Origin of the sequence: Nonomuraea sp. NPDC049504 (assembly GCF_040676845.1) — a bacterium.
GTDB lineage: Bacteria > Actinomycetota > Actinomycetes > Streptosporangiales > Streptosporangiaceae > Nonomuraea > Nonomuraea salmonea.
The window spans coordinates 187748-202595 of record NZ_JBFAPT010000002.1 but is presented as its reverse complement, the minus strand read 5'-3'; the positions used below and the strand labels follow the sequence as shown (position 1 = coordinate 202595).

General features: G+C 71.2%; 11 protein-coding genes. 4 read left to right on the top strand and 7 right to left on the bottom strand.

The window, feature by feature from the left end:
• The first annotated feature begins 6 nt into the window (after positions 1-6).
• The 3 genes from AB0K28_RS04270 to AB0K28_RS04260 all read left to right on the top strand — a co-directional run bounded on the left by AB0K28_RS04270 (position 7) and on the right by AB0K28_RS04260 (position 3705).
• On the top strand, positions 7-393 hold the full coding sequence (locus AB0K28_RS04270; protein ID WP_364364913.1) for a MarR family transcriptional regulator: 387 nt from the start codon (positions 7-9) through the stop codon (positions 391-393).
• 136 nt (positions 394-529) lie between these two features.
• Positions 530-1222 carry an ABC transporter ATP-binding protein gene (locus AB0K28_RS04265; protein ID WP_364364910.1) on the top strand — a complete coding sequence of 231 codons (693 nt, stop codon included), beginning with the start codon at positions 530-532 and terminating at the stop codon, positions 1220-1222.
• Complete coding sequence (locus tag AB0K28_RS04260) at positions 1219-3705, top strand: FtsX-like permease family protein (protein WP_364364907.1); 2487 nt, start codon at positions 1219-1221, stop codon at positions 3703-3705. Before AB0K28_RS04265 ends, AB0K28_RS04260 begins: the two co-directional genes overlap by 4 nt.
• 75 nt (positions 3706-3780) lie before the next feature.
• Here AB0K28_RS04260 and AB0K28_RS04255 read toward each other — a convergent pair whose 3' ends face one another.
• The 6 genes from AB0K28_RS04255 to AB0K28_RS04230 form a co-directional block, all read right to left on the bottom strand.
• The gene (locus AB0K28_RS04255) at positions 3781-5058 is read right to left on the bottom strand and encodes a thymidine phosphorylase (protein WP_345396097.1); all 1278 of its coding nucleotides are present in this window, start codon (positions 5056-5058) and stop codon (positions 3781-3783) included.
• A complete protein-coding gene (locus AB0K28_RS04250; protein ID WP_345396094.1) occupies positions 5058-5453 on the bottom strand; it encodes a cytidine deaminase in 396 nt (131 codons plus the stop codon). The genes AB0K28_RS04255 and AB0K28_RS04250 overlap by 1 nt, the downstream gene beginning before the upstream one ends.
• The gene (locus tag AB0K28_RS04245) at positions 5450-6730 is read right to left on the bottom strand and encodes an ABC transporter permease (protein WP_345396091.1); all 1281 of its coding nucleotides are present in this window, start codon (positions 6728-6730) and stop codon (positions 5450-5452) included. The genes AB0K28_RS04250 and AB0K28_RS04245 overlap by 4 nt, the downstream gene beginning before the upstream one ends.
• Positions 6727-7869 carry an ABC transporter permease gene (locus tag AB0K28_RS04240; RefSeq protein WP_364364902.1) on the bottom strand — a complete coding sequence of 381 codons (1143 nt, stop codon included), beginning with the start codon at positions 7867-7869 and terminating at the stop codon, positions 6727-6729. Before AB0K28_RS04240 ends, AB0K28_RS04245 begins: the two co-directional genes overlap by 4 nt.
• Complete coding sequence (locus AB0K28_RS04235) at positions 7869-9476, bottom strand: ABC transporter ATP-binding protein (protein WP_364364899.1); 1608 nt, start codon at positions 9474-9476, stop codon at positions 7869-7871. The genes AB0K28_RS04240 and AB0K28_RS04235 overlap by 1 nt, the downstream gene beginning before the upstream one ends.
• Positions 9477-9563: 87 nt before the next feature.
• Positions 9564-10634, bottom strand: coding sequence for a BMP family ABC transporter substrate-binding protein (locus AB0K28_RS04230; protein WP_364364896.1), 1071 nt, complete (start codon positions 10632-10634; stop codon positions 9564-9566).
• A gap of 298 nt (positions 10635-10932) precedes the next feature.
• Between AB0K28_RS04230 and AB0K28_RS04225 the strand changes: the two genes are divergently transcribed.
• A complete protein-coding gene (locus AB0K28_RS04225; protein ID WP_364364893.1) occupies positions 10933-12834 on the top strand; it encodes a Xaa-Pro dipeptidyl-peptidase in 1902 nt (633 codons plus the stop codon).
• Positions 12835-13332: 498 nt separating this feature from the next.
• Here the strand turns inward: AB0K28_RS04225 and AB0K28_RS04220 are convergent, their stop codons facing one another.
• Complete coding sequence (locus AB0K28_RS04220) at positions 13333-14556, bottom strand: M20 family metallopeptidase (RefSeq protein ID WP_364364890.1); 1224 nt, start codon at positions 14554-14556, stop codon at positions 13333-13335.
• Between the last annotated feature and the right edge of the window lie 292 nt (positions 14557-14848).

Genomic DNA, 14848 nt, shown 5'->3' with positions numbered 1-14848 from the left:
CGCGACATGGACGCGGACGACGTGGTCGAGACCTGGCACTACGTCCTGGCCAAGCACGCCAAGACGATGTGCGCGCTGGAGCGCGAGCTGGGCGCCCGGCACGGGCTGGGACCCAGCGAGTTCGAAGTGCTCGACCGGATCGTCCATCACGACCGCAAGCTGCGCATCCAGGAGCTGTGCGACGAGGTCCACCTGAGCCAGAGCGCGCTGTCGCGGGTGGTGGGCCGCCTGGAGAAGGCCGCGCTCGTCTCACGCGACGTGTGCCGCGACGACCGGCGCGGGGTCTACGTCCGCATCACCGACCAGGGCCGCGCCCGCCACGCCGAGGCCGTGCCCACCCATCGCGCCGTCCTCGCCGAGATCTTCAGCGAAGCCCCCGCCCTCACGAGCTGACCTCCGCACCCCGCACTCCCCGCCTTCCTTGCGAAGGCGGGCATTCGTCATGTCTTCCCTCAGGCTCGTGCATTCCGCTTGAGGCGTGCATACCGAGTATGCATACTTAGTACGCATGTCGGTCGATGGAGGAGCGATGACGTTCGTACAACTGGCCGATGTGGCCAGGGTGCACGGTGAAGGGGCGGCGGCCGTGCACGCGCTGAAAGGCGTGCGCCTCGAGGTGGGGCTGGGGGAACTGGTCGCGGTCATGGGCCCGTCGGGGTCCGGCAAGTCGACCCTGCTCAACCTCGCGGGCGGCCTCGACCGGCCCACGTCGGGGACGGTGCACCTCGACGGGCAGGACCTCGCCACCGTACGTGACCTGGCGGCGCTGCGGCGACGCAGCGTCGGCTACGTCTTCCAGGACCTCAACCTGATCCCGTCGCTGACGGCGGCGGAGAACGTGATGCTGCCCCGCGAGCTCGACGGCGTGCGCTCAGGCCGGGCCCGCGAGGAGGCCATGGCCGCCCTGGCGGAGGTCGACGGGGCTGATCTGGCCGGCCGCTTCCCCGAGGAGCTGTCCGGCGGCCAGCGCCAGCAGGTCGCGATCGCCCGCGCGCTGATCGGTGAGCGGCGGTTGCTGCTGGCCGACGAGCCGACCGGCGCCCTCGACACGCGTACCGGCGACGAGATCCTGCGCACGTTACGGGCACGCTGCGACGCGGGGGCCGCAGTGCTGCTCGTCACCCACGAGCCGCGGTACGCCGGCTGGGCCGATCGGGTGGTGTTCCTGCGTGACGGGATGCTCACCGAGTCCACGGACGTGCCGCTGGAGAGCGCTCGATGAGCGCGATGCGCGCCGCGCTGCGCATCTCCCGCCGCAGCGCGTGGCGGGCCAAGGGCCGAAGCGCGCTCATCATGGTGATGATCGCACTGCCCGTCCTGGTGATCACGGGGGTCGCCACGTGGTTCGCCACCCGGAGCGTCTCCGGGCTGGAGATGGTGGAGACCGAGCTGGGCACGGCCGACGCCCGCCTCGTGCAGTTCCCCGAAGGCACGAGGATTCACCAGGAGCCGCGCGGCACGGTCTGGCAAGGAGACGGCGACAAGGGGGTCATCCCCGAGCGCAGTGCCGCCGAGGTGGCGGCGCTGCTCGCGCCGGGCACCCGGGCCATCCCCTGCAACGCCGGCGAGATCGAGCTGAGCACCGGGCGGATCGACGCGCTGGAGACCGACCTGCGCGACCCCCTCACCAAGGGCATGCTGACACCGGCCGAGGGCAGGCTGCCCGCCGGGCCGGGCGAGGTCGCGGTGACCCCCGCCACCGGCCTGCGGCCCGGCGACCTCCTGCGGCCGACCGGCGCGGCGCCGCTGAAGGTGGTGGGCATGGTCGAGCACCCGTACCGGCCGACGCTGCGGCAGGTCGTCGGGCCCGACCTCCCGGTGGTGCGGTCGAAGATGATCAACTACCGGACCGAGTACGGCGCCGCCTGGCTCGTCGACACCCCCGGCCCGGTCACCTGGACGGACGTGGCCGCGCTGAACACCGCCGGCATCCACGTCACCTCCCGCGACATGCTCGTGAACGTGCCCGACAGGACGGCTGTGCGCGGCCTGCCGCAGACGGTCGCGCTCGGCGCCATGGTGATCATGCTCGTGCTGGAGACCGTGCTGCTGGCCGGCCCCGCCTTCGCGGTCGGGCTGCGGCGACGGCGGCGGGAGCTGGCCGAGATCGCCGCGCAGGGCGGCTCGGCCGGGCACCTGCGGCTGATCGTGCTGGCCGACGGCCTGGTGCTCGGCGGCACGGCCACGCTGGTGGCGGCGGCGCTGGGCGTCGGCGCGGGAGGGCTGGCCGCCGAGATCGGGGCGCACTGGGGCGGGCAGGTCGGCCCGCTGGACGTGCCGTGGCTCACGGTGCTCGGCGTCGCCGTGCTGGGCCTGGTCTCCGGGATCGTGGCGGCGCTGGTGCCCGCCGTGCAGGCGGCCCGGCAGGACACCGTGAGCGTGCTGGCAGGCCGCCCGCCCGCCGTGACCATCCGGCGCGGCTGGCCCCTGGCCGGGGGCGTGCTGGTGCTGGCCGGGCTGGTGGCGACCGTACTGGCCCGCCGCCAGCAGGACCCGGCGACGGTGTGGACCGCCGCGCTGCTGATCATGATCGGCCTGGTGGTGCTGACACCGTGGCTGATCGGCCTGACCGGGCACGTGGCCGGCCGCTTGCCGCTGTCGCTGCGGGTGGCCGTCCGCGACGCGGTGCGCCACCGCTCCAGGACGGCGAGCGCGGTGGCGGCCGTCACGGCGGTCACGGCCACGGTCGTCGCCGTGGGCATCAGCGCGCAGAGCGAGTACGTCGACCAGCAACGCGCCTACACCTCGGCGCGCCCGACCGGCACACTGGCCGTCTGGGGCGGCGTGATGAGCGACAGGACCTGGACCAGGCTGCGCGCCGAGGCGGTACGAGGGCTCCCAGGAGTGCCGCTCGCCTCGGGCTACCAGGTGCAGGACGCCCAAGGCCGCCGCTACGCCCTGCGCTATTCGGTGCGCTGGAACGGCACGCGCACCCGCCGTACGGTGGCCGTCGGCGACCAGCCCCTGCTCACCCTCCTGCAGGGACGCCACGACCCGCGGGCAGCCGCGGCGCTGGCCAGCGGCAAGGCCGTGGTGTTCGACCCGGCCGCGGTGCGCGACGGCAAGCTCCGGCTGCGGGCCGGCTCGACGTCGGGCCCGCCGCGCACCTTCGAGGTGCCCGCGGTGACGGCCACCCCCGCCGACGAGCACCAGGGCGGGGCGCTGCTGCCGCGCGGCCTGGTCGAACAGGCCGGTTTCACGACCCTGGAACGCCAGCTCTACGCCATGCACCGGCCGCCGGACACGCTGTCCGGCGACCTGCACAAGGTGACCTCCCGCGTGACGGTCGCCATGGAGGACGGCTACCGGCACCTGCCGAGCACCGGGCTGGGCGGCTGGCTCGTGGGCGCCCTGGTGCTGGTCGTCGGCGGCACGCTGGCCGCCACCGGCCTGGCAGCCGCCGACATGCGGCCCGAGCGCTCGACGATGATGGCGATCGGCGCCCCGCCGAGGACGTTGCGCATGGTCGTGGCCTGGCAGGCGCTCTACATCGCCGGTCTCGGCGCGCTGATCGGGCTGGCGGCGGGAGGGGTGACGGGCGTGGCGCTCAGCCGGCCGATGACGTCGCAGGGCTCCGGCGACCCGGCCACGCTCGCCCTGCCGTGGCCGTTCCTGGCCGCCGTCGTGGTGGGGCTGCCCCTGCTCGCGACCCTGGTGGCGCTGCTCACCAGGACCAGGCTGTCCCTCGCGCCCCGGCGCTCGTGACGCACGACCCACCGGACGCCGGTGGGTCGTGGGGTGACCAAGGGGCACTCGGGGGCGCCCCTTGGCCGTCGGTCTTCAGACGGTGATGCGGTCGATGACGAGCGGCAGCTGCGGCCCGGCCACCTCGCCCACCTCGTACGCGCCCTCCAGCGCCGCGAGAGCGCGCTCGAAGCGCCCGGTCTCGTCGGCGTGCAGGGTCATGAGGGGCTGCCCCTGGCGTACCAGGTCGCCCGGCTTGGCGTGCAGGACGACGCCCGCGCCGAACGACACCGGGTCCTCCTTGCGCGCCCTTCCCGCGCCCAGCCGCCAGGCGGCCAGGCCCACCGCGTACGCGTCGAGCCTGGTCAGCACGCCGGAGGCGGGCACCTCGACCGTCATGGTCTCGGCCGCCTGCGGCAGCAGCGCGTCGGGGTCGCCGCCCTGGGCGGAGATCATCCGCCGCCACACGTCCATGGCGGAGCCGTCCTCCAGCGCCTTGGCCGGGTCCTTGGCCCCGGTGATCCCGGCGGCCTCCAGCATCTCGCGGGCCAGCCGTACGGTGAGCTCGACCACGTCGGCCGGCCCGCCGCCCGACAGCACCTCGACCGACTCGGCGACTTCCAGCGCGTTGCCCACGGCCCGCCCGAGCGGCCGGTCCATGGCGGTGAGCAGGGCGACCGTGCGCACGCCCGCGTCGGTGCCGAGCGCGACCATGGTCTCGGCCAGTTCCCTGGCGTCGTGGACGGTCTTCATGAACGCCCCCGAGCCGACCTTGACGTCGAGGACGAGCGACCCGGTGCCTTCAGCGATCTTCTTCGACATGATCGACGAGGCTATGAGCGGGATCGACTCGACGGTGCCGGTGACGTCGCGCAGGGCGTACAGCTTCTTGTCGGCGGGGGCGAGGCCGGAGCCCGCCGCGCAGACGACGGCGCCGGCGGCGCGCAGCACGTCCAGCATCTCCGCGTTGGACAGCGAGGCCCGCCAGCCGGGGATCGACTCCAGCTTGTCGAGCGTGCCGCCGGTGTGGCCGAGCCCGCGCCCGGACAGCTGCGGCACGTACGCCCCGCAGGCCGCCACCAGCGGCGCCAGCGGCAGCGTGATCTTGTCGCCGACCCCGCCGGTCGAGTGCTTGTCGGCGGTGGGCCGGTCGAGCGCCGACCAGTCCATGCGCTCGCCCGAGCGGATCATGGCCAGGGTCCAGTCGGCGATCTCGCGGCGGTCCATGCCGTTCAGCAGGATCGCCATGGCCAGGGCCGACATCTGCTCGTCGGCCACCTCGCCGCGCGTGTACGCGTCGATGACCCAGTCGATCTGCGCCGTGGTCAGCTCGCGCCGGTCCCGCTTGGCCCTGATGACCTCGATGGCGTCCATCAGGAGCTCCTGCTGAGGTCCTGCGGGCCGAACGCGTACGGCAGGATCTCGGCCATGCGCTTGGGCCCGTCCTCGGTCTCGACGAGCAGGTCCTCGCCGCCGAACTCGTAGAGGAGCTGGCGGCAGCGCCCGCACGGCATCAGCAGCTCACCGTGGCCGTCCACGCAGGTGAAGGCGACCAGCCGGCCGCCGCCCGAGCGCTGCAGCGCCGAGACCAGGCCGCACTCGGCGCACAGGCCCACGCCGTAGGAGGCGTTCTCGACGTTGCAGCCGGTGACGATCCGGCCGTCGTCGACCAGCGCAGCCGCCCCCACGGGGAATTTCGAGTACGGCGCGTACGCGTGCCGCATGGCCTCTGCGGCCTCGTCGCGCAGGCCGTCCCAGTCGATGTTCAATGTTGTTCCCCCCGGCGATAGCTCACGCCGTCCGCCTTGGGCATCCGCAGCCGCTGGGAGGCGATCAGGAGCACGAGCAGCGTGAGCACGTGTGGCGTGATGAAGACGAAGTCGTTCGGCAGCTCGTCGATGACCAGCCAGAGCCAGAACAGCACGGCCGCGCCCACGACGGCCCCTGCCATCACCACATACTGCCTGACGCCCGGCGCGGCCAGCTCGGCGGGCCGGTCGGGCGCGGTCAGGCGGTGGACCTGCAGGACGAGGTAGGCCAGCAGCAGCACCGCGCCGAACAGGAAGAACGTGGTGACGGTCTGGGCGCTGCGCAGCTGCAGGCCGTTGGCGTAGCCGAACAGGGCGGAGCCCGCGGCCAGGCCGCCGGGACGCCAGTTGCCGAAGATCATGGCGGCGAGGCCGATGAAGCCGCGGCCCTGGGTCTGGCCCTCGACGTACTTGTCGGAGACGAAGACCAGGAACACGCCGCCGAGCCCGGCGAAGGCACCGGAGAGCACCACGGCGACGTACTTGATCCGATAGACGTTGACGCCCAGCGACTCGGCGGCCCACGGGTTCTCACCGGCCGAGCGCAGCCGCAGGCCGAAGGCGGTGTGCCAGAGCACGAAGAACGTCAGCGGCAGCAGCAGCACGGCCAGGACCACCAGCAGGTTCATCTGGTGGGTGAGCCCGCGCAGCACGCCCGCGACGTCGGCCACGAGGAACCAGTGGGTGCTCTCCAGCTTGCCGAGCAGGTCGGGCCCCGAGGACAGCAGCGGCAGGCTGATCGTGGGCGTGTCCCCGCTGACCGCGGGCGAGCTGGTGATGCCCGCGCCCGCCTCGGCGGCGGGCGTGCCCTCCTTGTAGAGCACCTCTGACAGGAAGCGGGTGATGCCGGGACCGAGCAGGTTGATGGCGACGCCGCTGATGATGTGGTCGACGCCGAACGTCACGGTCGCGATGGCGTGCAGGAGCCCGCCGAGCGCGCCGCCGATCAGCCCGGCGGCCAGCGCGGCCCACGGACCCCACTGGTATCCGGCCCAGCCGGCGAACCACGTGCCGAGCACCATCATGCCTTCGAGGCCGATGTTGACCACGCCGGCCCGCTCGGCCCACAGGCCGCCGAGACCGGCCAGGGCGATCGGCACGGCGAGGATGAGCGCGGCGCCGACGGTGCCGGACGAGGTGAGGTCGTCGAAGCCGGTCAGCACGCGGACCAGCGACACCACCACGATGAGCGCGGCGACGCCGATCAGCGCGAGGTGGTATTTGCGGACCCTGGTCATGCTGCCACCTCAACGGGAGTGTTCCTGCCGAGCTGCTGGGCCGCTCGCCGTTCTTCGATCCTCAGCGCGATGCGGTTGGTCACCTCGTTGGCCACGACGACGAGCAGCACGATCGCGCCCTGGATGATGGTGACGACGGAGGCGGGGATGTCGGCGAACTGCAGCGCGCCCTGCGCCCGGTCGAGGAAGGCGAACAGCAGCGCGGCGAACGCGATGCCGACGGGCTTGTTCCTGCCGAGCAGCGCCACCGCGATGCCGAGGAAGCCCAGGCCGGCGGTGAAGTTGTTGGTGTAGGCGCCCCGGTCGCCGAGGATCTCCGGCAGGCCGATGAGCCCGGCGATGCCGCCCGACAGCACCATGGCAGCAATGATCATCTTCTTGGGGTTGACGCCGGATGCCTGGGCGGCCGGGCCGTTGAGCCCGCTGGCCTTGACGTTGAAGCCGAACCTGGTGCGCTCCAGCACGACCCAGATGACCACGCCGAGCACGACGGCCACGAGCAGGAAGCCCCACAGGCCGCCGTTGCGGGTGGGCGGCAGCATGCCGAACCACTCGAAGACGAAGTTCAGGTCGGGGAACATGCCCGAGTCGGGCAGCGGCGGCGTGGTCGTGTTGAGCTGGCCCTCCGCCCGCTCACCCGCGAACGGCTCGCGCAGCAGGTACGCCGACAGCGCGATCGCGATGTAGTTGAGCATGATCGTGGAGATGACCTCGTTCACGCCCCTGGTCACCTTCATGACGGCGGGGATGAGCGCGTACAGGCCGCCGACGGCGGCCGCCACGAGGATGATGACCGCGATCTGGATGGGGGCGGGCGCGGTGAAGGTGGAGCCCACGAACGCCGCGCAGATCGCGGCGATGCGGTACTGACCCTCGACGCCGATGTTGAAGAGGTTCATGCGGAAGCCGACGGCGACCGCGAGACCGGCGATGAACAGCGGCACGGCCCGGTTGAGGAAGGTCGCGACGGAGTTGGACTCCGCCCGCGCGCTGTTGCCGAAGTCGAAGAAGGCGACCAGCGCGTCGAGCGGGCTGCCGCCCGCGACCACGATGGCCACGCTGCAGATGGCGATCGCCAGCACGACGGCGATGGCGGCGCCGGCGACGGTGAGCAGTGCCCGGTTGAGCCCGGCGGGCATCACGTCTCCTCGTTTCCGGCGATGGCGCCGGTCATGTAACCGCCCAGCTGTTCGGGCGTGATCTCGCGGGGGTCGAGCCCGGCGACGAGCCGGCCCCGGTAGATGACCTGGAGCGTGTCGGACAGACCGATCAGCTCGTCGAGGTCGGCGGAGATGAGCAGCACGGCGAGGCCGGCCGCGCGGGCGTCGCGGAGGTGGTCCCAGATCGCGGCCTGGGCGCCGACGTCCACGCCGCGCGTGGGGTGCGCGGCGATGAGGAAGACGGGCTCGCCGCTCATCTCCCGGCCCACGATCAGCTTCTGCTGGTTGCCGCCGGACAGGGCCAGGGCCATCGTGTCCACGCCTGGGGTACGCACGTCGTACGCGTCGATGATGCGCTGGGTGTCGGCCTTGGACGCCTTCCTGTCCACCCAGACACCCTTGCGGGCGGGCTTCCTCGTCTGGTGGCCGAGCACCCGGTTCTCCCACAGCGACGCCTCCAGGAGCAGGCCCTGGCGGTGGCGGTCCTCGGGGATGTAGCCGATGCCGGCCTCGCGGCGGCGCAGCGTGGACCAGGAGCTGATGTCGCTGCCGTCGAGCTCGACCAGGCCGTGCGCGGCCCTGATGCCCATGATGGCCTCGATCAGCTCCGACTGGCCGTTGCCCTCGACGCCGGCGATGCCCAGGATCTCGCCCTTGCGCACCTGGAACGACACGTCGTCGAGCAGCAGCCGCTTGCCCTCGTCGCGCAGCCTGGCGGCGTACTCACCGGCCGCTACGCCCTTGGGGGCGGGGTGGTGCCCGTCGGCCTCCACGGTGAGGTGGGAGACCTGCAGCGCGACCGTGTCGGTCACGGTGGACTCGCGGGTCTCCGGCGTGGGCAGCTCGCTGCCCACCATCAGCTCGGCGAGCTGGCGCGCGGTCACCTCGCGGGGATCGACGCTGGCCACGGTGGTGCCGCGGCGGATGACGGTGATCGCGTCGGCGATGCCGAGCACCTCGTCGAGCTTGTGGGAGATGAAGATGACCGTCAGGCCCTCGGCCTTGAGCTCGCGCAGGTTCTGGAAGAGCTCGTCCACCTCCTGCGGCACGAGCACGGCGGTCGGCTCGTCGAGGATGAGGATGCGGGCTCCGCGGTAGAGCACTTTGAGGATCTCGACGCGCTGGCGGTCGCCGACGCCGAGGTCCTCCACCAGCTTGTCGGGGTCGACCCGCAGGCCGTGGGTGGCGGCCAGCTCGGTGATGCGCCTGCGGGCCGAGGCGGTGTCGAGCCGGCCGGCCCGCTTCGGCTCGGCGCCGAGGACGATGTTCTCCAGCACCGTGAAGTTGTCGGCGAGCATGAAGTGCTGGTGCACCATGCCGATCCCGACGTCGATGGCGTCGCTCGGCGTACGGAAGCTGACCTCCGTGCCGTTGACCTTGATCGTGCCCTCGTCCGGCTTCTGCATGCCGTAGAGGATCTTCATCAGGGTGGACTTGCCCGCGCCGTTCTCCCCTACGATGGCGTGCACCGTGCCGGGCTGGACGGTGATGCGGATGTCGTGGTTCGCGACGACACCGGGGAAACGCTTGGTGATGCCCTCCAGCTCTACGGCGGGTCGCGCCGTGGCCAGGGTGTCAGCACTCATTTCGCCTCTCCTAGAGCGGGTGGGCGACATAGACAGAAGGCCCGAAGTTTACGGACTCCGGGCCCTCAGCTGTCCCTCGTACCCCGATTACGGCTTGGCAGGAACCGTGATCTTGCCGTCGACGATGTCCTTCTTGGCAGCGTCGAGCTTGTCCTTGATGTCGTCGATCTCGCCGCCCGTGGTGGACAGGCCGACACCGTCGACCTTGAGGTCGTACGTCACGTTCGTGCCGCCCTTGGCGCCGCCCTGGAAAGCCTTGATGAACTCGAACACGCCGACGTCGACGCGCTTGAGCATCGAGGTCATGATCACCGACTGCAGGTCGGTCTCCTTGACCGTCTGCCGCTGGTCGGAGTCGACGCCGATGGCCTTCTTGCCGGCCGCGGCGGCCGCCTGGAACACGCCGAGGCCGGAGTCGCCGGAGGCGTGGTAGACGATGTCGGCGCCGTCCTGGTACATCTTCTCGGCCGCGACCTTGCCCTTGTCGGGGGCCTTGAAGCCGCTGAAGTCGCCGTCAGGGGTGAGGTAGGTGACGTCGATCTTGGCGTCCGACTTGACCGACTTCACGCCGGCCACGAAGCCCGCCTCGAACTTCTTGATCAGGTCGGACTCGACGCCGCCGACGAAGCCGACGTGGCCGCTCTCGGACTTGGTCGCCGCGGCGACGCCCGCCAGGTACGAGCCCTGCTCCTCGGCGAACAGCAGGCCGGTCACGTTGGGCGCGTTGGAGGCGGAGTCGACGACCGCGAACTGCAGGTCGGGGTATTCCTCGGCGGTCTTCTTGACGTCTTCGGCGTAGGCGAAGCCGACCCCGATGATCGGGTTGTAGCCGGCGTCCGCGAGCTGACGCAGCAGGTCACCGCGGTTGGAGCCGTCGGCGGAGGGGCTCAGCTCCTTGATCTCCGCGCCCAGCTCCGTCTTCGCCCTCTCGAGGCCGGTGTAGGCCGCGTCGTTGAAGGACTTGTCACCACGCCCGCCGACGTCGAACGCGAGGCCGACCTTCAGCGAGCCGGTGCCCGCCGCGGAACTCGTGCCCCCTGTCGGCTCCTCGCTGGCCGTGGTTCCCCCACCGCCGCCGCCACCACAGGCGGCCGCTGCCATGAGCATGACGCCGGCGACCGGGCCGAGCATCAGCTTGTTGAATCGCTTGCCGAGCAAGGCGACTCCTTCCATTTCCCCGCCGCCGAATCTCATCGCAGGCGCGAAGAAACGAACGGCACCTGCACGGAAGATAGTTGCTTGACCAGGGACAACCAAACCGGCGCACAGGGTCGCAACCGCTCCGTTATCGACATCACTCGCGTCCGTGACCTGGGACCTGAATCCGGCACGAAGCAGGCACACCGTACGACATCCGGAAAGATTTCCCCAACTTCGCCCCACGGACACCCCTTGCCCCAGAGCTCATCGTGACGGAGATTCCCAGCGAAGGTCGAAAACTCTCATCGGAGCCCGCATGCATTCTCGTAAGGCCCGCAGGAGGCTCGCCGTGCCGCTGGCCGCGTTACTCGTGGCCACCCTGACCGGCACAGTGACCGGCACGACGCCCGCCTCGGCCGACACCCCCGCGATCAAGATCGAGAACAACGCGACCCAGCCCGTCTTCTCCCGGGCGGACGCCATCCAGCAGACGGTGTTCGTCGAGGTCAAGGGCACCGACAGCGACAACGACGGCAAACCGGACCGGGTGGCCGTGGACATCCTCCGGCCCAAGGAGACCGACCACGGGCTCAAGGTCCCGGTCATCATGGAGGCGAGCCCGTACTACGCCCCCGGCAACGACGTCGCCAACCACCCCGTGGACGTGGACGAACACGGCAACCCGCTGCCCGCGCTCACCGCGCTCAGCGCCCGCCAGGACGCCGGGCCGTTCGACGGCTACTACGACAACTACTTCCTGCCCCGCGGCTACGCCATCGCCCTGGTCGAGAACGTCGGCAGCGCCCGCGCCACCGGCTGCCCCACCTCCGGCGACCGCAACGAGACGGCCGGGCCGAAGGCCGCCATCGACTGGCTCAACGGGCGCGCCAAGGGCTTCGACGCCGCCGGCAACCCCGTCGACGCCACCTGGTCCACCGGCAAGGTCGGCATGATCGGCGTCTCGTACAACGGCACGCTGCCCAACGCCGTCGCCGCCACCGGCGTCGAGGGCCTGAAGACGATCGTCCCCATCGCCGCCATCTCCAGCTGGTACGACTACTACCGCGCCAACGGCGGCGTCCTGGCCCCCGGCGGCTTCCAGGGCGAGGACCTCGACGTGCTCGCCAAGTACGTCCTGACCAGAGAGAACGGCCAGGAGGCTTGCGGCGCCGTCATCGACGACATCGCCGCCGAGCAGGACCGGATCACCGGCGACTACAGCGCCTTCTGGGACGTCCGCAACTACATGAACGGCGTACGCAAGGTCAAGGCCAGCGTGTTCGTCGTGCACGGGCTCAACGACTGGAACGTCAAGACCAAGCAGTTCGCCCAGTGGTGGTACGCGCTGGCCAAGCAGAAGGTGCCGCGCAAGATCTGGCTGCACCAGGGCACCCACATGAACCCGTTCAGCCTGCGTACCGTCGAATGGCTGCGCCAGCTGCACGGCTGGTTCGACTACTGGCTGCACGGCATCGACACCGGCATCATGCGCGAGCCGCAGGCCGACGTCGAGGCGGCCGCCGGGCAGTGGGAACAGCACCGCTCCTGGCCGCTCCCCGGCACCGTGACCGTCCCCCTGCACCCCGGCCCCGGCTCCTCCCTCGGCTTGCTCCCCCGCCCCCGCGCGGCCAAGGAGACCTTCACCGACCAGAAGACGAGAACGGCCGAGCAACTGGTCGAGGCCACCGGCCAGGACCCGAACCGCCTCGCCTACACCACCCCCACCCTCCCCACGGACGTCCGCATCTCCGGCACCCCGACGGTGAAGGTCCGCGCCTCCTTCAAGGACGGCGCCTCCCCGTACCTGACCGCTTTGCTGGTCGACTACGGCACCGACACCCGCCCGAACGGCAGCCTGCTCTCAACCGGCGAAAACTACTGCTACGGGCAGGGCGTCCCCGGCGACACCGGCTGCACGGTCCTCCGCACCCTGGGCACCTCCGTGACCCCGTACAAGATCGTCACAAGAGGCTGGCTGGACACCCGCAACCGCCACCGCCCCGACCGCACCGACACGCTCCGCCCGGGCAAGGACTACGACTTCACCTGGGACTTCCAGCCCACGGACTACACCTTCAAGAAGGGTCACCGCCTGGGCCTGGTCGTCATCTCGACCGACTACGACTACACCCTCCGCTACCCGGTGGGCACCAAGATCACCATCGCCCCCTCCCACAGCAAACTCAACCTCCCCATAACCCTGGGCCGCCTCCCGTAGGAGGGGAAACCCCGCCGCACTTCGGCGGGGGCCTTAAGGGGGTGGGTGCCAAGCCCCAAAGAGTCCCCCGCCGAAGACGGGCAGGACCTCCGCCACACTTCGGCGGGGGTCCTCAAGGGGGTGGGACGGGGCGCGGAGCCCCACGGAGGGACCCCAGCCGAAGCACCCGCAGGACCCCCGCCGCACTTCGGCGAGGGTCCCCAAGGCGGGGTGGAGGGTGGAGTCCCCAAGGGACCCGGCAAAAGTGCGGCGGAATCCCACCCCAACACCCAAAGGACCGCAGCCGAAGCACGGCGGAACCCCCACCCCCCAACACCCGAAAGAACCCCAGCCCAAGTACGGCGGGGTCCCTCTCCTCACACCCGAAAGGACCCCAGCCCAAGTACGGCGGGGTCCCTCTCCTCACACCCGAAAGGACCCCGGCCGAAGTACGGCGGCCCCCAACACCCGAAAGGACCCCGGCCGGAGTGCGGCGGGGTCCTTTCCCAGCAGGGGTGGTCAGGCCATGGCGTTGGTGATCGAGTCGAGAGGGCCGACCTCCCACAGCGAGGTCAGGGCTGTGGTGGCCATCACCCGCACCCCCATCGCGATCGCCTTCTCGTCCACGTCGAACGTCCCCTGGTGGATGTCGTACGTCACCCCGTCAGGCGACCGCGTGCCGAGCCGGGCGAAGGCGCCCGGGATCGACTCGAGGTACCAGCCGAAGTCCTCGCCCCCGAGTGACTGCTGGGTGGGGACGACGGCCCCGGCCCCGAGGGCCTGCTCGGCGGCGGCGGACAGCATCTCGACGCTGAGCTCGTCGTTGACGACGGGCGGCACCCCGCGGGTGTAGTCGAGGGTGGCCTCGACGCCGTAGGCGCCGGCGACGGACTCGAGCAGCGACTTGATGAGGTCGGGCGCGGCGTGCCAGGCGTCTTCGTCGAGGCAGCGCACGGTGCCCTCGGCGACCCCGTCGTCGGGGATGGCGTTGGCCGCGGTGCCGGCCACCACCTTGCCCCAGACGAGGCTGAGCGAGGAGCGCGGGTCGACGCGGCGCGACAGCGCGGCGGGCAGCTCGGTGAGGATCTTGGCCAGCGCGAAGACGAGGTCGGCGGTCAGGTGGGGGCGGGCGGTGTGGCCGCCAGGCCCGGACACCCGCACGGCGATCTTGTCGCAGGCGGAGGTGATGGGGCCGGTCCTGAGGCCGAACTGGCCGACGTCGACGCGCGGGTCGCAGTGGAGGCCGAAGATGCGGTCGACGCCGCTGATGCCGCCGTGGGCCATGACCTCGAGCGCGCCGCCGGGCAGCTCTTCGGCGGGCTGGAAGATCAGGCGTACGCGGCCGGGCAGCGACCCGGCGGCGGCCTGCTGGGCCAGGAAGAGCGAGGTGCCGAGCAGGACCGTGGTGTGCACGTCGTGGCCGCAGGCGTGGCAGGCGCCCGCCACGGTCGAGCGGTAGGGCACGTCCTTCTCGTCCTGCAGCGGCAGCGCGTCGATGTCGGCGCGCAGGGCGATGGTCGGGCCGTCGCCGCTGCCGACGTCGCAGATCAGCCCGGTGCCCTTGGGCAGCACCGAGGGGCTGAGGCCGGCGGCGGTGAGCCGCTCGGCGATGCGCTGTGTCGTGCGATATTCGGCGAAGGCCAGCTCAGGATGCATGTGGAGGTCGCGGCGGAATGCCACGAGATCCTGCTCGGTCTCCGCCAGGAACGCGTCGAGTTCGCCTCGAAGCTCACGTCCCCGCATATGTCACCGTCCCGTCCGATGCCATGCGCTCCCAGCGGACTGCTGGGCTGCACGGCTCATGCGCTCCAAAAAACCTCTCCATCGCCGCCGGGGCCACCTGGTTGAGCGGCCGGTGTGCGGCGGAAACCAAAGATCGGCCCGCCGGATTCGGTGCGCGGATCGTCAAGCACGGGCTTCGCATTCCATCGATCGCGAGTGCCGCCGCAGCCAGGGAGCACGGCGGTCGGCCGTGTGCCTGATGGCGATGCTTCGACTTTATCGCCCTCTCGCGCCTGCACGCCGACAGATACCC